Annotated in this window: 19 protein-coding genes and 1 pseudogene; 8 read left to right on the top strand and 12 right to left on the bottom strand. The window is 70.4% G+C overall.

The features are described 5' to 3' along the window. Positions 1 to 29: 29 nt before the first annotated feature. Positions 30 to 242 carry a hypothetical protein gene (locus tag ACFT7S_RS06140; protein WP_382727618.1) on the bottom strand — a complete coding sequence of 71 codons (213 nt, stop codon included), beginning with the start codon at positions 240 to 242 and terminating at the stop codon, positions 30 to 32. 81 nt (positions 243 to 323) lie between these two features. Here ACFT7S_RS06140 and ACFT7S_RS06145 point away from each other — a divergent pair, with 81 nt between their 5' ends. Continuing rightward, on the top strand, positions 324 to 1,304 hold the full coding sequence (locus ACFT7S_RS06145; RefSeq protein WP_382727620.1) for a GlxA family transcriptional regulator: 981 nt from the start codon (positions 324 to 326) through the stop codon (positions 1,302 to 1,304). Between the two features lie 72 nt (positions 1,305 to 1,376). Here the strand turns inward: ACFT7S_RS06145 and ACFT7S_RS06150 are convergent, their stop codons facing one another. From ACFT7S_RS06150 to ACFT7S_RS06190, 9 genes are all read right to left on the bottom strand, one after another. Continuing rightward, the gene (locus tag ACFT7S_RS06150) at positions 1,377 to 2,114 is read right to left on the bottom strand and encodes a D-Ala-D-Ala carboxypeptidase family metallohydrolase (protein WP_382727623.1); all 738 of its coding nucleotides are present in this window, start codon (positions 2,112 to 2,114) and stop codon (positions 1,377 to 1,379) included. A gap of 164 nt (positions 2,115 to 2,278) precedes the next feature. Continuing rightward, complete coding sequence (gene def, locus ACFT7S_RS06155; protein ID WP_382727626.1) at positions 2,279 to 2,917, bottom strand: peptide deformylase; 639 nt, start codon at positions 2,915 to 2,917, stop codon at positions 2,279 to 2,281. Positions 2,918 to 3,009: 92 nt separating this feature from the next. Beyond that, positions 3,010 to 4,002 carry a tetratricopeptide repeat protein gene (locus ACFT7S_RS06160; protein WP_382727628.1) on the bottom strand — a complete coding sequence of 331 codons (993 nt, stop codon included), beginning with the start codon at positions 4,000 to 4,002 and terminating at the stop codon, positions 3,010 to 3,012. 92 nt (positions 4,003 to 4,094) lie between these two features. After that, the gene (locus ACFT7S_RS06165) at positions 4,095 to 5,318 is read right to left on the bottom strand and encodes an HD-GYP domain-containing protein (RefSeq protein WP_382727631.1); all 1,224 of its coding nucleotides are present in this window, start codon (positions 5,316 to 5,318) and stop codon (positions 4,095 to 4,097) included. A 38-nt stretch (positions 5,319 to 5,356) separates the two neighbouring features. Beyond that, on the bottom strand, positions 5,357 to 6,877 hold the full coding sequence (locus ACFT7S_RS06170) for an HD-GYP domain-containing protein (protein ID WP_382727633.1): 1,521 nt from the start codon (positions 6,875 to 6,877) through the stop codon (positions 5,357 to 5,359). Positions 6,878 to 7,053: 176 nt separating this feature from the next. Next, a complete protein-coding gene (gene rsrA, locus ACFT7S_RS06175) occupies positions 7,054 to 7,374 on the bottom strand; it encodes a mycothiol system anti-sigma-R factor (protein WP_382727635.1) in 321 nt (106 codons plus the stop codon). Continuing rightward, positions 7,371 to 8,027, bottom strand: a complete 657-nt coding sequence (locus tag ACFT7S_RS06180) for a sigma-70 family RNA polymerase sigma factor (protein ID WP_195826154.1) — start codon at positions 8,025 to 8,027, stop codon at positions 7,371 to 7,373. The genes rsrA and ACFT7S_RS06180 overlap by 4 nt, the downstream gene beginning before the upstream one ends. 273 nt (positions 8,028 to 8,300) lie before the next feature. Continuing rightward, a complete protein-coding gene (locus tag ACFT7S_RS06185) occupies positions 8,301 to 8,951 on the bottom strand; it encodes an alpha/beta family hydrolase (protein WP_382727638.1) in 651 nt (216 codons plus the stop codon). Positions 8,952 to 8,969: 18 nt separating this feature from the next. Then, positions 8,970 to 9,785: an SOS response-associated peptidase gene (locus ACFT7S_RS06190; RefSeq protein WP_382727640.1), complete on the bottom strand. Its 816-nt coding sequence runs from the start codon at positions 9,783 to 9,785 to the stop codon at positions 8,970 to 8,972. Positions 9,786 to 9,838: 53 nt separating this feature from the next. On the opposite strand from ACFT7S_RS06190, the gene ACFT7S_RS06195 reads away from it, so the two are divergent. The 4 genes from ACFT7S_RS06195 to ACFT7S_RS06210 all read left to right on the top strand — a co-directional run bounded on the left by ACFT7S_RS06195 (position 9,839) and on the right by ACFT7S_RS06210 (position 13,461). Beyond that, positions 9,839 to 10,552 (top strand): M50 family metallopeptidase, encoded by a 714-nt coding sequence (locus tag ACFT7S_RS06195; RefSeq protein ID WP_382727642.1) that lies wholly within the window; start codon positions 9,839 to 9,841, stop codon positions 10,550 to 10,552. A gap of 126 nt (positions 10,553 to 10,678) precedes the next feature. Then, positions 10,679 to 12,013: a 3-phosphoshikimate 1-carboxyvinyltransferase gene (aroA, locus tag ACFT7S_RS06200; RefSeq protein WP_382727645.1), complete on the top strand. Its 1,335-nt coding sequence runs from the start codon at positions 10,679 to 10,681 to the stop codon at positions 12,011 to 12,013. Positions 12,014 to 12,017: 4 nt separating this feature from the next. Then, the gene (rsgA, locus tag ACFT7S_RS06205) at positions 12,018 to 13,034 is read left to right on the top strand and encodes a ribosome small subunit-dependent GTPase A (RefSeq protein ID WP_382727647.1); all 1,017 of its coding nucleotides are present in this window, start codon (positions 12,018 to 12,020) and stop codon (positions 13,032 to 13,034) included. Between the two features lie 103 nt (positions 13,035 to 13,137). Continuing rightward, positions 13,138 to 13,461, top strand: a complete 324-nt coding sequence (locus ACFT7S_RS06210; RefSeq protein ID WP_382727702.1) for a DMT family transporter — start codon at positions 13,138 to 13,140, stop codon at positions 13,459 to 13,461. A 41-nt stretch (positions 13,462 to 13,502) separates the two neighbouring features. On the opposite strand, the pseudogene ACFT7S_RS06215 reads toward ACFT7S_RS06210, so the two are convergent. After that, positions 13,503 to 14,096, bottom strand: a pseudogene (locus tag ACFT7S_RS06215) (TetR/AcrR family transcriptional regulator); the annotation flags it as partial. A 151-nt stretch (positions 14,097 to 14,247) separates the two neighbouring features. Between ACFT7S_RS06215 and hisN the strand changes: the two are divergent. Further along, positions 14,248 to 15,048, top strand: coding sequence for a histidinol-phosphatase (gene hisN, locus ACFT7S_RS06220; protein ID WP_382727650.1), 801 nt, complete (start codon positions 14,248 to 14,250; stop codon positions 15,046 to 15,048). Between the two features lie 192 nt (positions 15,049 to 15,240). Further along, positions 15,241 to 15,642, top strand: a complete 402-nt coding sequence (locus ACFT7S_RS06225; RefSeq protein ID WP_382727652.1) for a cyclic nucleotide-binding/CBS domain-containing protein — start codon at positions 15,241 to 15,243, stop codon at positions 15,640 to 15,642. A gap of 81 nt (positions 15,643 to 15,723) precedes the next feature. Here ACFT7S_RS06225 and ACFT7S_RS06230 read toward each other — a convergent pair whose 3' ends face one another. Then, positions 15,724 to 17,205: a catalase gene (locus tag ACFT7S_RS06230; protein ID WP_382727704.1), complete on the bottom strand. Its 1,482-nt coding sequence runs from the start codon at positions 17,203 to 17,205 to the stop codon at positions 15,724 to 15,726. A gap of 144 nt (positions 17,206 to 17,349) precedes the next feature. Between ACFT7S_RS06230 and ACFT7S_RS06235 the strand changes: the two genes are divergently transcribed. Next, entirely contained in the window at positions 17,350 to 17,769 is a 420-nt protein-coding gene (locus tag ACFT7S_RS06235; protein WP_382727655.1) for a Fur family transcriptional regulator, read from the top strand. The last annotated feature ends 57 nt before the right edge of the window (positions 17,770 to 17,826 follow it).

Consider the following 17,826-nt stretch of genomic DNA (forward strand, 5'->3'; position numbering starts at 1 on the left):
CTCGCGGGGTCTGATCCAAACGAAAGACCCTAGACCCTGGCCCACGAGCCGATGGAGGGGCGCCGCGTGGCCGTGACCGGCCGTGCGGCGCCTTCGGCGTGCGGGGGTTCGGCTCCCTGACTCCGTTCGGCTGCTCGCAGTGCGCGGTCGATGCGCCGTTCACGGGCGAGGCCGACCAGCGCGGGCAGCAGGACGAGGGCGAAAAGAGCGGCTATGCCTGCGTAGTTCACGAATGTGTTCATGCCTCTACTGTCGTCCGTCCGGACAGAATCCGGCAGTGGCAGGACTGTCACACAGCATCGAATTACTGCCACACTGTCGTCATGTCAAAGCTGAACAACGTCGCCGTTCTGCTGCTCGACGAGGTGCACCCCTTCGAACTCGGCGTGCTGTGCGAGGTCTTCGGGCTCGACCGCAGCGAAGAAGGCCTGCCCGTCCACGACTTCGCGGTGGTCTCGGCCGAGGGACCGGTCCTGCGGACCCACGCCGGATTCACCATCAGCACCCCGTACGGTCTCGACCGGCTCGACGAGGCCGACCTCATCGCCGTCCCCGCGGGCAGCCACTTCGCGAACCGGACGTATCCCGAGGAGGCCCTGGACGCCCTGCGCCGGGGCGTGGACCGCGGCGCCCGGGTGCTGAGCGTCTGCTCCGGCGCGTACGTGCTCGGCGCGGCCGGGCTGCTGGACGGGCGCCGCTGCACCACCCACTGGCGCCATGCGGCCGAGCTGGCCCGCCAATTCCCCCTGGCCATTGTCGAGCCCGATGTGCTGTACGTGGACGACGGCCCCGTCATCAGCTCGGCGGGCACGGCCGCGGGCATCGACGCCTCGCTCCACCTGGTCCGGCAGGCGCACGGGCAGGAGGTCGCCAACGCCGTCGCCCGCCGCATGGTCGTGCCGCCGCACCGCGACGGCGGGCAGGCGCAGTACATCGAGCGCCCGCTGCCCCGGGCCGCGTGCGACACGGTCGGCGACACGCTCGCCTGGATGGAGCGCCATCTCGACCAGGAGCTGACCGTCGAGCAGCTCGCCGGTCTGGCCCATATGTCGCCGCGTACCTTCGCCCGCCGCTTCCAGCAGGAGACGGGGACCACTCCGTACCGCTGGCTGCTGCGTCAACGGGTGCTGCTGGCCCAGCACTTGCTGGAGACCTCCGACGAGACCATGGACACGATCGCGGGCCGGACCGGCTTCGGCACCGCGGCGGCGCTCCGCCACCAGTTCGTACGCTCGCTCGACACCACTCCGCACGCCTACCGCCGGGCCTTCCGCGGCCCGGCCGCGATGCCCGAGGTGGCCTGACCCCTCGGACGCACGACGCCCCGCCCGGATTCCTCCCGGGCGGGGCTCCTGTGCGATCGGTCGATACGCGGCTCAGATTCCGCAGCTCGACGCCGACCAGAAGTGACTGGGCCCCTGGTTGACGTGGACGTGGTCACCGTGACCGGCGTAGCCCGGGCCGAGAATCCCGTTGAAGCCGTGGTAGCGGGCCTGCTGGGCGAGCGTGCACAGGGCGTGCGGTCCCGATCCGAGGTCGACGGCGTCACCGTACAGATGGCGACTGTTCGAGGCCCCGCCGACCGCGGAGTTGCAGGAGGCGGACCGGAAGCCGCTGGTGACGCGGATGGACACGTCACCGAGCGCGTGCCGGAGCGCCTCCAGCTTCCACATCGAGCTCAGGGCGTTGGCCTTGGCGGTGCCCGCGGCGACCGCTCCCCCCGCCCAGGTGCTGTTGCAGGTGTTGAGCTCGGGGTACGTGAAGTGGATCGGGGTGCAGTCGTCGTCCTGGAGCGCGTAGAGCTTGGACTGGGTGGCGGCGCCGGCGACGCCGTCCGCGGCGAGGCCGTAGGCGGACTGGAAGCGCTTGACCGCCGCGGTGGTGGCCGGGCCGTACGAGCCGTCGATGGCGAGAACGGCGTTGTATCCGGGGTATCCGGCCACGCGGATCTGGAGCTGGGTGACATCGTTGCCGGTGGCGCCGGGCGAGAGGGTCCTGGTCCAGGTGTAGCAGCCGTCGGCCTGTGCGGGGCCGGCGGCCAGTACGGCTCCGCCGATCGCGAAAGCCATGGCCATGACAAGGCTGAGCAAGGCATGTGCGGTACGTCTGAGCATGGGGAGCTCCCTACCACGGTGAGGTGTTGGGGGTGAGACTGTCGGACGAGTCGACGCGCGTCAACTACGCCTGGAGAAACAGCGGTTGACCGCCTCCGGAACGGGAACGGGGCCCTGTCACCGGCCGTAGCGGTGACAGGGCCCCGTCCACGGAGCGCGGGGAATCAGTCGTTGGGGACGACCTCGTAGCGCGGCGTGCCCTCGGCCATCTGTCGAAGCGCGTCCTTGCGGTCCCGCTTCGAGAGCCGGTCGATGTACAGGTAGCCGTACAGGTGGTCCGTCTCGTGCTGGAGGCAGCGCGCGAAGTAGCCGTTGCCCCGCACCCTGACCGGGTTGCCCTTCGCGTCCTGCCCGCGCACCACCGCGTAGTCGGGGCGGGCCAGCCCGGCGTACGCCGTCGGCACGGAGAGGCAGCCCTCGTTGGAGTCGTCGAGAACGCGCTCCTCCGGCGGCAGCTCCTCGAGCACCGGGTTGCAGATGGCGCCGACGTGCCGCGCACCGTCGTCGTCCATGCAGTCGTAGACGAAGACCTTGAGGTCCACGCCGATCTGGTTGGCGGCCAGGCCCACACCCTCCGCCGTCCGCTGGCTGGCGAACATGTCGTCGATCAGCCGGCCCAGCTCGGCGTCGAACGCGGTGACGTCCTTGCACTCCTTGTGGAGCACCGGGTTGCCCACGACCGTGATCGGCCGCGAGGTACCGCGCTCGCGGTACGCCGCCTCACGCGCCTCGCAGTCCTCGGTGTCGACGAGGAATCCCTCGTCGTCGACGCTGATCTGCTCGTCCGTCTCCTGCTGCGCCATGTCCGCCGTAAGCCTTCCTGCAAACCTGAAACCCGTGAACTTCGGGAAAACCGGCACCGGAATTCGGTGCCCGTACAGCCTACGGGCACTGGTCAGCAGACTTCTTCGAGATCCCGCCACTCGCGGCTGTCCGGGCTGTCCGCGACCCAGCCGTCCAGCAGCCCGCGCACCAGCCCCGCGGGCGCCGCGAGACCGCATTCACGCTCCGGCACCCAGAGATCACCGGCCGTGCGGTGGCCCAGCGGACCCGGGTGACCCGGCTCACTGTGGTCGTGCGGATCGAGGTGCTCGCCGTCGCCCTCGTCGCTCTCCATCCGGCTCTCCGAGCAGGCCCGGCAGAGCAGCCGTACGGATGACGACCAGTCCTCGGCGGCGAACCCGGCGTCGGACGCCAGCTGCTCCAGCGCGTCACGGTCCGCCTCGGTGGCGGCCTCCAGGAGCACGACCCAGGTGGGTACCGGAGAGGGCGCCCACAGCTCGATCTCGTCGAAGACGGGATACGAGGGCCCGGCGGCGGTGACCCGCTCGCCGTGCGGCACCCCGTCGTGCAGGACGACCTCGCCCCAGCGCCGCCCGGAGGAGGGCAGCGGAATCGACAGCACTTCCATCCGTGCCGGGTCCAGCCTGCGGCCCCAGACGACCTCGGACTCGCCCTCGGGCGACAGCCGTACCGCCGCGCTGCCCAGCTCCATGCCGAGCGGCTCGCTGGTGGCCGCCGCACTGTGCTGCCCGTTGCCCGGCACCTTCAGCCCGTACGCCTGCCAGGCCCGGCGTGCCAGCGGCCAGTCCTGGAGCGCGGTGGCCGCGATCCCGACGTTCCACCAGTCCGGCGCCCCGGACTCCCGGTCCAGTAGCGCGACGGCCCGCAGACCGGCGGCCCTCGCCTGCTCCCAGTCGTGCCTGAATTTGTGCAGCAGCGCCAGATTGAACCAGGACTCGGAGAGCCAGGGTTCCAGGTCAACCGCGCGTGTCAGCAGCGCCCCCGCGTCCTCGTACCGGCCGTCGCCGATCAGCGTGAACGCGCGGTCCGTGGCCTGCCGCCAAGAGGCGGAGGGCCGATGCCGTACCTTCCCGAAGATCCTCACGATTCCCGCCTGTCCCGACTGGACACCCTCGTTTTCCGCTCTACTTTCGCATCCAACCATGCCCGGCCGGACGCCCGCTCATTACCCATGGGTTACCCAGGCCGGACCTGGGTCAGACCGCCCCGTGCCAGGACTCCGGCCAGCGCTTCCACGACCTGGGGCTGGTAGTCGTGACCGGTGCCCAGCCTGAGCTGTTCCAGCGCACCGAGCGGCCCGATGGCGCTTTCCCCGCACAGATCGTCGTATGCGTTGACCGCCCGGACGATCCTGGCGGTCAGGGGCTGTTCCCGGTACGGGTCGGCCTGCTGCTCCACCACCACCGCGACCGCGGTGTCCACCCCGGTCTGGCGGACCACCGCCCCGCCCAGGAGCGCGATCCGGCGCTGATCGGCGGCCGGCAGGGTGGCGGTGGCCCCCTCGGCCACCGGGTCCACGAGCGAGAGCTGACCGATGTCGTGCATCAGCGCCGCGTACTCCAGGACGGTCAGCTCCCGCCCGGACAGGCCCAGCTCCCGGCCCACGGCGGTGGAAAGCTCGGCGACCCGGCGGGCGTGCCCGTGCGGGGTGTATCCGGCGATCTCCGTGGAGCGGGCCAGGGAGGCGATGGTCTGCCGGTAAGTCGTACGGACGGCCGCGTACCGGCGGTAGGACACCTGCGTGAGCAGCAGCGGTACGCACAGGACGGGCAGCGCCCACAGTCCTGCGACGGCGACCCCGATCGCCATGACCGCGCCGGTCGCGCAGATCGCCGAGCCGATGCCGATGAGGGCCCGCAGCTCGTCGCGGAGCAGCGGGCCGTACGGATAGCGGGTGCGGGCGTGCAGCAGGAGTGCGGCGAGCACGGCGTCGCACAGAGCGGTGAGGACGAGCAGCAGAAGCAGGAAGGGCGCGAAGTAGGGGCCTTCGCCGAACCAGCGCACCGACTGGCCGGAGTTGTAGAGCGGCTGGAAGCACACGGCGGCGAACCCGACGGTCAGGATGCGGCGGGCCGCCAGATCGGGGCCGGACCCGCTGCCGCGTGCCAGATGAGGCACGGCGGCGAGGAGCTGCGCGGCGACGACGACGGCGACCACCTGGAAGACCCCGTGCGTGGTCGATTCCCCACCGCTGCGTCCCAGCAGGGCGTACGCAAGGGCTCCGGCGGCGCCGAGGGGTGCCGGCTCCCGCTCACCCGGCAGGGCGCCCCAGCGCGCCAGCTCCCCGGTCACCACGAGGGCGGCGAAGGCGAGGGCGTGCCCCGGGTCGGCGATGCCGTACCAGAGGGTGTGGGCGAACGCGGTAACGGTGAGCACGACCGCGGCCCCACGAACGGCCACGACGGCGGGGTGAGTAGTCGACCGCCCCTGCCCCCGCCTCACCCGGGACGCTCCACGGACCCACGAACCCCACTCGGCGCTTCAGGACCACCCACAGCCCCATCACCGCCCTGCGCGTCAGGACCAGCCAAATCAAGCCCGTCCGGCGATTGGGGACAAAGCGGCGGCCGGACGCCCCCGGCACCCACCTCCCCGCCCTCCCCCCGAGCCCCCGGCACCCGCACCGGCACCCGCACCCGCACCGCCACCTCGTCCGCCGTGACGGCGGTGGCCGCGCCCGACCACCCGTGCCGCGCCAGCCCCCGCGCCAGCGCCCCCACCATCCGCGGATCGAACTGGCTGCCCGCACACCGTTCGAGCTCCGCGACGGCGGCCGGCACGGGCCGCCCCCGCCGGTAGGAGCGGGTGGAGGTCATCGCGTCGAACGCATCGGCGACGGCGACGACCCGGGCGAACTCGGGGATCTGCCGCCCGCTGAGGCCGTACGGATAGCCGCTGCCGTCGAGCCGCTCGTGATGGTGCAGGATCGCCGCCCGTGCCTCGTCCAGGAAACCGATGCCCCGGACGATCTCGTGTCCGTACTCCGGATGCAGTTCGATGACCCGCCGCTCCTCCGGCGTGAGCGGACCGTCCTTGCGCAGGACCCGGGTGGGGACGCCCAGCTTGCCGACGTCGTGCAGGATCCCGGCGAACCGGAGCGCTTCCAGCCGGCTCTCCTCCATACCGAGCTCCCGGGCGATCAGGACCGAGGCCTTGCCCACCCGCTCGCTGTGCCCGCGGGTGTACTTGTCCTTGATGTCGACGGCCTGCACCAGCGCCCTGATCGTCGCCCGGTGCGCGGCGTGCTCGCGGTGGTACTGGGCGAAGACCCAGCAGGAGATGTACATCGGCAGCAGCACGAAGAGCGCCGACAGGGGGCCGTACGAGCTGCGCCACAGGACGGCCATCATCAGCCCGGCGAGCGCGTGCACCAAGTGCGGCCCCAGCGAGTGGGACAGCAGCCCCCGCCAGGCGTGCCGGGCGGGCTGCCTCTCGGCCGTGACGAGGATGCAGCCGTCCAGCGCGGTCAGGACGAGGCTGAAGGCGAGGGCGGCGGCGCAGGCGGGCAGCAGAGCGTACGGAAAGTCCGGGACGCCCAGGGCCCCGCTTCCGCCCCCGCCGAGCGCCCCGGGCCCGCCGAGCACCGTGTGGGCGCACGAGGCGACCCACACGCTGAGCGAGAGCTGCGCGGCCCGCCAGACGCGGCGGGCGGCGAAGGGCGGCTGCTCCACCCGGCCGGCGAGCGCGCCTGGGACCGCCACCAGCGCGGCGGCGGCCGGGGGCAGCAGGAACGCGGCGGCGAGCAGCAGCGGAAAGAACGATCCCGTGCTGATCGGCACGGAGCTGCCGAAGAAGGGGCAGCGGCCGGGAAGTTCGCAGACGAGGTACAGCGCGGTGAGAAGGGCGAGGGTGCCCCAGGGCGTGCCGGCGCCCGGGGCCCACGCGGGCAGGGAACACAGAAGGGCGGAGATCACCGCGACCAGAATGCAGACACGCGCCGCTCCCGGTGTGCTCCTCACCCGTACCGCCCGCCCCCCGCATGGTCAATGGAGGCGCCAGGCTAGCGAGTTGGGCGGACGATCGAGCCCCGATGGGTCCGATTAGCACATTCGGGTGATGGGCGAGGGGACCGGGTGATACGCCTGAGGGCACGCCGGGTCAACGGCGTGCCCTCGGATACGGCGGTGGTGCGCGCTTACTCCGCGGCGGATGTCGGCATGGCCGCACTGTCCATCGACAGGTCCTGCTCGGGGACCGCCTGTCCCGAGCGGATCAGGTCGATCCGGCCCATCACCTTCGAGCGCAGATCGGTCGGGACGTCGTCCTGACCGCAGCAGCGCTTCACCAGCTTCTTCACGGCCTGCTCCAGGCCGTACTTCTCCAGGCACGGGGAGCACTCCTCGAAGTGCACCTCGAACTTCGTGCAGTCGCCCTCGGGCATCTCATGGTCGAGGAACTCGTAGAGATGATCGAGAACCTCTGAGCAATCCGTCTCGTGCGGCTCTCCGCAGCTCATGAGGCCGAGCCTTTCCGATCGTCCGACTCACCGGCACCGGCGGGGACGAGCCCGCGCTCGCGGGCGTAGTCCTCCAGCATGCCGCGTAGTTGCCGGCGTCCGCGGTGCAGTCGGGACATCACCGTACCGATGGGAGTCCCCATGATGTCCGCGATCTCCTTGTAGGCAAAGCCCTCTACATCTGCGAGATAGACGGCGATGCGGAACTCTTCGGGGATCGCCTGGAGCGCGGCCTTCACGTCGGAGTCCGGCAGATGATCGAGAGCCTGGGACTCGGCGGAGCGCAGACCTGTCGACATGTGCGACTCGGCGCGCGCCAGCTGCCAGTCCTCGATCTCCTCGGCCGCACTGCGCTGGGGTTCGCGCTGCTTCTTGCGGTACGAGTTGATGAACGTGTTGGTAAGGATGCGGTACATCCACGCCTTGAGGTTCGTGCCCTCACGGAACTGGTGGAAGGAGCCGTACGCCTTGGCATACGTCTCCTGGACCAGGTCCTCGGCATCGGCCGGGTTGCGCGTCATACGCAGCGCGGCCGAGTACATCTGGTCGAGAAACCCGAGAGCGTCCCGCTCGAAGCGCGCATTGCGCTCGGCAGTCGTCTCCTCTGCGCGGCCGTCGTCGGTCCCTGTGTCGGTCCCAGTGACCGGACCCACCTCCTCCAACGATGTGGCGGAGCCGAAACCGGACCCGCTCGAATCGGAGAATAGTCGACCTTGCTTCGAGGCGGGCTGTCGATCCGATCCGCTCAGTGCCCGCTCGGGAGCGGTCTTCGCCGCATGCAGCACCGTCCACTCCAGGTCAGCGGTGTTCGAGCGGCGCGGGCAGATGGTCGAACCCATGCGACGGACTCCCTCTCCACAAACGACGTTGTTGTACCGACGTCCCGAACAACAGCGGTCCCCCACGCATCATTCCCGGGGCGTACGTCACACCAGAGAGGCCAGCCACCGGGTCACCGCACCGGTGATGACGGACATCACCTGATCCTCGCTCAGGCCCGACCGCTTCGGTACGGCGAAGCCGTGGTCCCCGTACTCCACCTCGGCGAGCTCGTACTCCCCCGGAGGGAATTCGGCGGGCCGCCCGAACGGGTCGTTGCCGCCCTGCACGACGAGGGTGGGTACGCCCGCGCCGAGGAGCTCGTCCGCCCGCGACTTCTCCGGCCTGCCCGGCGGGTGCAGCGGGAAGCTGAGCGCGAGGACTGCGTGGGCGCCGAGCCCGGACGCCGTACGGCAGGCGACCCGGGCGCCGGCGCTGCGCCCGCCGGCGACGACCGGCAGCCCCGGCGCGCTCAGCGCGGGCCACAGCCCCCGCCATCCGGTGTCCAGGGTCTTCGGGGCGGGCGCGAGCTTCCTGCCGGCTACCCGCCACGGCTGCTCCACCAGGGCGACGCCCACCCCCTCGCCGGGCAGCGCGGCGGCGAGGGCCTTCAGGTCGCGGGCCTCGATGCCACCGCCCGCGCCATGGCTGAGGGCGAGCACGAGGCGGGCCTTCGGCGGAAGCGTCCAGGTGATCCGGGCGGTCCCGGCGTCGGTATCGACCGTTTGCACTTTCTCTGCACGACTCACAGGGGCCATCAAACCAAGCCGGACCGCTCAGAACAGCGTCGCCACCTCCGGCGCCGCCAGCTCCTCCAGCAGCTCCGGCCCGTTGTTGCGGACGTTGCTGACCTCCGTGGCCACGGGATAGGCCCGCATAAGCCCGCCGGGCGGCGGGGTGAGCAGCCCCTTCAGCTCCTCGACGTCGGTGCGCGAGGGATCGAGCCAGGCGTCCCACCGGTCCGGGGTGAGCATCAGCGGCATCCGGGGGTGGATGTCGGCGAGCGCGGAGGGCCCCTCGGCGGGGGCGACGGCGAGCGGGGACGTCTCCGCCTCGGTCGTGATCACCGAACAGGTCACCCACCAGGCCTGGGGGTGGTCGTCGGGAAGGGTCCGGTCGCGCCAGAACTCGTACAGTCCGGCCATCGCGAAGACCGATCCGTCGGCGGGCGTCACGAAGTACGGCTGCTTGCGGGGCCGCTTCTTCCTGCCCTTCTCCTCCAGTTGGCGTTCCTCCACGCCGGTCACCCACTCGTAGTAACCGTCGGCGGGCAGGATGCAGCGTCGCGAGGTGAAGGGGCGGCGGAAGGACGGCTTCTCGTGCACCGTCTCGGCGCGGGCGTTGATCAAGCGGGCGGCGCCCTCCGGCGACTTCGCCCAGGAGGGCACGAGTCCCCACTTCAGGGTACGGAGCTGGCGAACCGGACGTTGATCGTCCGCGTCCTTCACAGGACGTTCCAGTACGGCGTAGACCTCTTTGGTCGGCGCCACGTTCCAGTCGGGCTCCAGGGCCTCGGCCGGCTCCCACTTCTCGATCCCGAAGAGCCCGGTCAGATCCTCGGGCCGCCGACTCGCTGCATACCGTCCGCACATAAGTGCCAGACTGCCACGACCTCCCGTCACGAACACAAGGAGCCGCCCGGCCTATGGACAGCACCGATCTGGGCGATCTGTGGGATCGCGTCTTCGGCACCCAGCCGCTGCCCGAGCAGTGGCTGGTGGTCGTGACCGCAACGGCCGCGCTCATCGCCGTCGTACCGAATCTCATATGGCGGCTCTCGCGGAACGCGATCACCATCGCGCACGAGGGCGGTCACGGGCTGATCGCTCTCCTCACCGGGCGCCAGCTCTCCGGTATCCGGCTGCACTCGGACACCAGCGGGCTGACCGTGAGCCGCGGCAAGCCGACCGGCATCGGCATGATCCTCACGGCCGCCGCGGGGTACACCGCACCGCCTCTGCTCGGCCTCGGCGGGGCGTGGCTGCTGGTCAACGGCCGGATCACGCTGCTGCTGTGGCTGGCCACGGCGCTGCTCGCGGTCATGCTGGTGATGATCCGCAATGTGTACGGGGCGCTGACGGTGATCCTCACCGGAGCGACCTTCCTGCTGGTGTCCTGGCTGGCCTCGGCCGCATGGCAGTCAGTCTTCGCGTACACCGCTGTCTGGTTCCTGCTGCTGGGCGGCGTCCGTCCCGCGTTCGAGCTGCAGTCCAAGCGGCGGCACGGCGGTGCGCCGGATTCCGACGCGGACCAGCTGGCACGGCTCACGGACGCACCCGCCGCGCTCTGGCTGTTCCTCTTCCACGCGGTGTCCCTCTGCTCGCTGATCGGCGGCGGGCGCTGGCTGCTCGGCCTGTGACGGCCGAGAGTGCCGCGCGGCGCGGCCCCTGCCACCCTCGCGTTCCCTAGCACTCTCACGTTACGCCCCGGTTTCCACCTATTTGATCAAGATCCGGGTTTGCAGAGAGCCACTAAAGTGAGGGCCATGACCGAAAGTTCCGTGCACCCCGCCCTCTGGCCCGCCCCCCACGCAAGCGGAGCCGTCGACGCGACCGTCACCGTGCCCGGATCGAAATCGGTCACCAACCGGGCACTCGTCCTGGCCGCCCTCTCCTCCGAGCCCGGCTGGCTGCGGCGCCCGCTGCGCTCCCGCGACACCCTGCTGATGGCCCAGGCGCTGCGCACGATGGGCGTCGGCATCGAGGAGGGCATCGGCCCCGACGGCTCGGGCGAGGCCTGGCGGGTCATCCCGGCCGGACTCCACGGACCGGCCACGATCGACGTCGGCAATGCCGGAACGGTCATGCGCTTCCTCCCGCCCGTCGCGACCCTCGCCGACGGCCCCATCCGCTTCGACGGCGATGCCCGCTCCTACGAGCGTCCCCTGAACGGCGTGATCGACGCACTGCGCACCCTGGGCGCCAGGATCGACGACGAGGCACGCGGCGCACTGCCGCTGACCGTCCACGGCGCCGGTGCGCTGGACGGCGGTCCGGTGGAGATCGACGCCTCCTCGTCCTCCCAGTTCATCTCGGCGCTCCTGCTGTCGGCCCCCCGCTTCAATCAGGGCGTCGAGGTACGTCACACGGGCTCGACGCTCCCCTCCATGCCGCACATCCGGATGACCGTGGACATGCTGCGGACCGTCGGTGCGCAGGTCGACGAGCCGGAGACGGGGGGCGAGCCCAATGTGTGGCGCGTCGCCCACTCGGCGCTGCTCGGCCGTGATCTGACCGTCGAGCCCGACCTCTCCAACGCCCAGCCGTTCCTGGCCGCCGCGCTGGTCACCGGCGGCCGGGTCACCGTCCCCGACTGGCCGCTGCGCACCACCCAGCCGGGCGACGCGCTGCGCGAGATCTTCACCGCGATGGGCGGCAGCTGCGAGCTGACCGAGCACGGGCTCACCTTCACCGGCTCGGGCCGCATCCACGGCATCGACGTGGATCTGAGCGAGGTCGGCGAGCTGACGCCGGGCATCGCCGCCGTCGCGGCCCTCGCCGACTCCCCGTCCACACTGAGCGGCGTGGCCCATCTGCGGCTGCACGAGACGGACCGGCTGGCGGCGCTCACCAAGGAGATCAACGAGCTCGGCGGCGATGTCACCGAGACCGCCGACGGCCTGCACATCCGGCCGCGCCCGCTGCACGGCGGCACCTTCCATACGTACGACGACCACCGGATGGCCACGGCCGGTTCGATCATCGGCCTCGCCGTACCGGGTGTGGAGATCGAGAACGTGGGCACGACCGCGAAGACCCTGCCGGACTTCCCGGAGATGTGGACCGCGATGCTCGCGTCCACCGGAACGGCCGGGGCCTGACGACATGCGCCGCTACGGTAAGAATCCCGACGAGGACGACATCCGCGTCCGCCCGAACCCCAAGGGCAACCGGCCGCGTACCCACACACGGCCGAAGCACGAAGAGGCCCAGGACGGCATGGTCCTCACCGTCGACCGGGGCAGGCTCACCTGCCTCGTGGACGGTCGTACGGTGATGGCGATGAAGGCCCGCGAGCTGGGCCGCAAGGCCGCCGTGGTGGGCGACACCGTCTCCATCGTCGGCGACCTCTCCGGCGACAAGGACACCCTGGCCCGCATCGTCCGGATCGGCGCACGCCGCTCGGTCCTGCGACGCACGGCCGACGACGACGATCCGTACGAGCGCGTGGTCGTCGCCAACGCGGACCAGCTGGCGATCGTCACCGCCCTCGCCGATCCGGAACCGCGCCCGCGCATGATCGACCGCTGTCTCGTGGCGGCGTACGACGGCGGTCTCACCCCGCTCCTCGTCCTCACCAAGTCGGACCTGGCCTCGCCGGACGCACTGCTCGCCGCGTACACGCCGCTGGGCGTCCCGTACATCGTCACCAGCCGCGAGGAGCTGGAGAGCGGCGATGCGGCCGAGATCGTGCGCGAGCAGCTGAACGACCGGATCACCGCCTTCGTCGGGCACTCCGGGGTCGGCAAGACGACCCTGGTCAACGCCCTGGTACCGAAGGACAAGCGGCGTACGACGGGTGTCGTCAACGCGGTCACGGGCCGCGGCCGGCACACCACCACGTCGGCGCTCGCACTCCCCCTTCCGGATGCGCGCGGATGGGTGATCGACACCCCCGGCGTGCGCTCCTTCGGACTGCACCACGTCGACCCGTCCCGGGTCATCCTGGCCTTCCCGGACCTGGAGCCCGGCACCGAGAAATGCCCGCGCGGCTGCACCCACGACGATCAGCAACCGGAATGCGCGCTCGACGCCTGGGTGGCCGAGGGTCACGCCGATCCGGCGCGGCTCGACTCGCTGCGGCGGCTGCTCGCCACCCGTGAACGGCGCGAGGGCGACTGAGGGATTCACGCGACTCGCGCACGTTTGCCAGCTCCCACGACTGGTAAGTGCATAATCGCACCAAGCGAGACGAAGCAGTCACTACGTGGGAGGGAAACCGGCGATGGCGTGGCTGCTGGTCGTGGTCGCAGGACTCCTGGAGACCGGCTTCGCGGTGTGTCTGAAGCTCTCGCACGGCTTTACCCGGCTGTGGCCGACCATCGCGTTCTGTGTGTTCGCGCTCGGCAGCTTCGGGCTGCTGACGCTGGCGCTGAGGAAGCTGGATGTGGGCCCGGCGTACGCGGTGTGGACCGGAATCGGCGCGACCGGTACCGCGATCTACGGGATGATCTTCCTCGACGACGTGGTGTCCACGCTCAAACTGGTCTCCATCTCACTGGTGATCGTCGGCGTGATCGGCCTCCAGCTCTCCGGCTCCTCGCACTGACCGGCTTCTCGGAGGACATCTGATCCCTCCGAGAAACTGCCGGGGTGCCGCGCCACCGCTTCGCGCACCAGCGGCGCCATGTCTCCGGCCGCCCGGTACGCCCGGTCCGGCGGGACGACGACGTACGAGAGCGCGAGCCTGAGGGCCATCTCGCAGGTCACCGCCAGTTCCGCGGCATCCCTCGCCGGCTGCCCGTCACCCAGGGCGGCCACCGCACGGTCCCGGACCAGGGCGAGCAGCTCGGCCGGAGTCGGCAGTACGGCATCGGCCCGGCGCTGCCCCGGCACCGCCGAGGACGGCGCAGCCCGTACGGGGCGAGGCAGCCGCTCTCCCCATAAACCTGTCAGTAATGCCCTGACCAGCACGTTCGTCCGAGCGCAGCGCACCGTCCAGAGCGCCAGGGCGGTCGGCCCCTGCCCCTCGTCCAGCGCCCTTTCCACCCCGACGAGATAGCCGTCGGCGGCACGCCGGATCAGGGCGCGGGCCAGTCCGTCCTTGCTGCCGAACTCGTTGTAGAGGGTCTGCCGGGAGACGCCCGCACCCGCCGCGACATCGACCATCCGCACGGTGGCCCAGGACCGGGTGGCGAGCGCCGCGAGGGCGGCGTCCAGCAGGGCTTCGCGCGCTGTGGCCATCGCCGCCTCCCACACCCGGGGACCCGCGATTCAGAGTTGACGCGCCGCCACACCCTGTCAATAGCCCTCGCGAGCCCTCTCAAGCCCTCGCGAAGGTTCGGGTCACCGGGGCCCTGTAGCCCTGGTGGGTGGCTGTGGATACTGTGACGACATGCCCGACTACCACGATGATCTGCGTCTCGCCCATGTACTGGCGGATGCCGCCGACGCGGCGACGATGGCCCGGTTCAAGGCTCTCGATCTGAAGGTCGAGACCAAGCCGGACATGACTCCGGTGAGCGAGGCCGACAAACACGCCGAGGAGCTGATCCGCGGCCATCTGCACCGGGCCCGGCCACGCGACGCGATCCTCGGCGAGGAGTACGGGATCGAGGGCACCGGCCCGCGGCGCTGGGTCATCGACCCGATCGACGGCACCAAGAACTACGTACGCGGTGTACCCGTGTGGGCGACGCTGATCTCGCTGATGGAGGCCGGGGAGAACGGCTTCCAGCCCGTGGTCGGCGTGGTGTCGGCCCCGGCGCTGAGCCGCCGCTGGTGGGCGGCGAAGGGCGCCGGCGCGTTCTCCGGCCGCAGCCTGACCTCCGCGACCCGGCTCCAGGTGTCGAAGGTGGAGCGGATCGCGGACTCCTCGTTCGCGTACGCCTCGCTGAGCGGCTGGGAGGAACAGGGTCGGCTCGACGGCTTCATGGACCTCTCCCGGGCCTGCTGGCGGACGCGGGGATACGGGGACTTCTGGCCGTACATGATGGTCGCCGAGGGTTCGGTGGACATCTGCGCCGAGCCGGAGCTCTCCCTGTGGGACATGGCCGCGAACGCGATCATCGTCCAGGAGGCGGGCGGGAAGTTCACCAGCCTGGACGGGGTCTCCGGCCCCGGTGGCGGCAACGCGGCGGCCTCCAACGGACTGCTCCACCACGAGCTGCTCGGCTATCTCAACCAGCGCTACTAGTCATTGAGGCATGCCTCCGCGCCCCGGCCTGCCGGGGCGCGCGGGGCCCGTGTGCCGCGCTCTCGCACGCCTCACGGCTCTTCCCCCTACCCCTTGTTGACTCCGCCCAAGGGTGCCACTCTGAGAGTCCCCCCACTTGTGAACTTGTGAATCGGCTCACAGAGTCGGCTCACGAAGGAGGTGGCTCCCTTCATGCTCGTCCGTGACGCCATGAGCACGATGGTCCTGACCATCGGCCCGACCCACACCCTGCGCCAAGCGGCCCGGCTGATGTCGACGCGCCGCGTCGGAGCAGCCGTCGTCCACGACCCGGACACCTGCGGACTCGGCATCATCACCGAGCGCGACATCCTCGACGCGATCGGCTCGGGCCAGAACCCCGACCTGGAGACCGCGTCCACCCACACCACGACCGACGTGGTTTTCGCCGCCCCCACCTGGACCCTCGAAGAGGCTGCGGAAGCCATGACGCACGGTGGCTTCCGGCATCTGATCGTGCTGGACAACGACGGTCCTGTAGGCGTCGTCTCGGTACGCGACATCATCCGCTGCTGGGCCCCGGCGAGGCGCCACCCGGCGGAGCTGGCGAGCTGAGCCCCAACCCGTTCAACGACGGTGGGCCGGACCCCCGAAGGGAATCCGGCCCACCGTCGACGACAAGCGTCCGGACAAGCCCTAGGACAGGCCCTCGCCGCGCAGGGCCTGGACCGCGGCTTCCAGTCGCTTGCCGAAGTCGCCGTCCGCCTGGCGGAAGTTGCTGATCGCACGCTCGGCGATGTCGTCGCGCGAGACCTTGGCGATGAACCCGGCGAGGTTGTCGATCAGACGGGCCTTCTCGTCCTCCGCGTACAGCCGGTAGAGGTTTCCGGCCTGCACGAAGTCGTTGTCCTCCGCGTGCACCGGGGCCTCATGGTTGCCGGTGGCGCCGGCGACCGGGGCGGACTGCCACAGCGGCCTGTCCGTCTGGAAGGGACCGCCGAAGCTGTTCGGCTCGTAGTTCTTCGTGCCCTTGTGGCGGCCGTCGTACAGATGCCCGTCACGGCTGTTGGTGCGCGCCTCGGTGGCGTGCGGACGGTTCACCGGCAGGTGGTCCGCGTTGATGCCGACGCGGTAGCGGTGGGCGTCGCCGTAAGCGAACAGACGGCCCTGGAGCATCTTGTCCGGGGAGGGACCGATGCCCGGCACGAAGTGCGCGGGGCTGAAGATGGACTGCTCGGTCTCCGCGAAGACGTTCTCCGGGTTGCGGTTGAGCTCCAGCTTCCCGATCTCGACCGGCGGGTAGTCCTCGTGCGGCCACACCTTGGTGAGGTCGAACGGGTTGAAGCGGTACGTGGCCGCGTCGGCCGCCGGCATGATCTGGACCTGCACCGTCCAGGACGGGAAGTCACCGCGCTCGATGGCCTCGCGCAGGTCGCGCTGGTGGGAGTCCGGGTCTTCACCGGCGAGCTTGTTGGCCTCGGCCTGCGTCAGGTTCTTGATGCCCTGGTCGGTCTTGAAGTGGTACTTGACCCAGAACACCTCGCCGGCCTCGTTGTTCCACTGGTACGTGTGCGAGCCGTACCCGTTCATGTGGCGCAGCGTGGCCGGGATGCCGCGGTCACCGAAGAGCCAGGTCACCTGGTGCGTCGACTCGGGTGAGAGACCCCAGAAGTCCCAGACGTTGTCCGCCTCCTGCGAGCCGGTGTACGGGTCGCGCTTCTGGGTGTGGATGAAGTCGGGGAACTTGATGGCGTCCTTGATGAAGAACACCGGGGTGTTGTTGCCGACGAGGTCGTAGTTGCCCTCTTCGGTATAGAACTTCAGCGCGAAACCACGGGGGTCGCGCACCGCGTCGGCGGAGCCGAGGTTGCCCGCGACGGTGGAGAAGCGCAGGAAGGTCTCGGTCTGCTTGCCGACCTCGGAGAGGAACGCGGCACGCGTCCACTGCGATACGTCACGGGTCAGCGTGAAGGTGCCGTACGCACCGGCGCCACGGGCGTGCACGATGCGCTCCGGAATGCGCTCGCGGTTGAAGTGCGCGAGCTTCTCGAGCAGCGACTGGTCCTGGACGAGGACCGGCCCGCCGACGCCCGCGGTCTCGCTGTTCTGATTGTCGGCGACCGGCGCGCCGGCCTCCGTGGTGAGCGGTCCCTGCGTCACGTGCGCCTCCTGCGTCATGTCCTGCACAGCATCGATTCCTGCACAGCCTGTCCCTTGGCGTATGCCGGCCTCGATCCTACAATGGACATTGTCTAAGTCAAGTGAGCATCCAAAGTCACACCCATTCGGGATGTGGCTCCCTCCACTGTTAGGCTGGGCCCCATGAGTGACCTGCTGGAACGACTCCGTGGACGCGGCTGGCGCATGACGGCGCAGCGGCGTGTCGTGGCCGAGGTCCTCGACGGCGACCACGTCCACCTGACGGCGGACGAGGTCCACGCGAGGGCTGTCGCGAGGCTGCCCGAGATCTCCCGGGCGACCGTCTACAACACGCTGGGCGAGATGGTGTCGCTCGGCGAGGTCATCGAGGTCTCCACCGACCGCCGGGCCAAGCGGTACGACCCCAACGCCCACCGCCCGCACCACCACTTGGTCTGCGCGCGCTGCGGCGCCATCCGGGACGTACACCCGTCCGGCAATCCGCTCGCGGACCTGCCGGACGCCGAGCGTTTCGGCTTCATGGTCTCGGACGTCGAGGTCACCTACCGCGGTGTCTGCCCGAACTGCGCCGCGGCGGCCTGAGCACACCTGACAGCCTGAGCACTCCAGAACGACGAGGGGCCGCGGTGCGTGTCGCAC

This window comes from Streptomyces sp. NPDC057136 (assembly GCF_042670885.1).
Lineage (GTDB): Bacteria > Actinomycetota > Actinomycetes > Streptomycetales > Streptomycetaceae > Streptomyces.

Bases quoted from the DNA above. Each gene is read 5' to 3' on its own strand.
- ACFT7S_RS06140 (WP_382727618.1), bottom strand. From the start codon at position 242: ATGAACACATTCGTGAACTACGCAGGCATAGCCGCTCTTTTCGCCCTC.
- ACFT7S_RS06145 (WP_382727620.1), top strand. From the start codon at position 324: ATGTCAAAGCTGAACAACGTCGCCGTTCTGCTGCTCGACGAGGTGCAC.
- ACFT7S_RS06150 (WP_382727623.1), bottom strand. From the start codon at position 2,114: ATGCTCAGACGTACCGCACATGCCTTGCTCAGCCTTGTCATGGCCATG.
- def (WP_382727626.1), bottom strand. From the start codon at position 2,917: ATGGCGCAGCAGGAGACGGACGAGCAGATCAGCGTCGACGACGAGGGA.
- rsrA (WP_382727635.1), bottom strand. From the start codon at position 7,374: ATGAGCTGCGGAGAGCCGCACGAGACGGATTGCTCAGAGGTTCTCGAT.
- ACFT7S_RS06185 (WP_382727638.1), bottom strand. From the start codon at position 8,951: ATGGCCCCTGTGAGTCGTGCAGAGAAAGTGCAAACGGTCGATACCGAC.
- ACFT7S_RS06190 (WP_382727640.1), bottom strand. From the start codon at position 9,785: ATGTGCGGACGGTATGCAGCGAGTCGGCGGCCCGAGGATCTGACCGGG.
- ACFT7S_RS06195 (WP_382727642.1), top strand. From the start codon at position 9,839: ATGGACAGCACCGATCTGGGCGATCTGTGGGATCGCGTCTTCGGCACC.
- aroA (WP_382727645.1), top strand. From the start codon at position 10,679: ATGACCGAAAGTTCCGTGCACCCCGCCCTCTGGCCCGCCCCCCACGCA.
- rsgA (WP_382727647.1), top strand. From the start codon at position 12,018: ATGCGCCGCTACGGTAAGAATCCCGACGAGGACGACATCCGCGTCCGC.
- ACFT7S_RS06210 (WP_382727702.1), top strand. From the start codon at position 13,138: ATGGCGTGGCTGCTGGTCGTGGTCGCAGGACTCCTGGAGACCGGCTTC.
- hisN (WP_382727650.1), top strand. From the start codon at position 14,248: ATGCCCGACTACCACGATGATCTGCGTCTCGCCCATGTACTGGCGGAT.
- ACFT7S_RS06225 (WP_382727652.1), top strand. From the start codon at position 15,241: ATGCTCGTCCGTGACGCCATGAGCACGATGGTCCTGACCATCGGCCCG.
- ACFT7S_RS06230 (WP_382727704.1), bottom strand. From the start codon at position 17,205: ATGACGCAGGAGGCGCACGTGACGCAGGGACCGCTCACCACGGAGGCC.
- ACFT7S_RS06235 (WP_382727655.1), top strand. From the start codon at position 17,350: ATGAGTGACCTGCTGGAACGACTCCGTGGACGCGGCTGGCGCATGACG.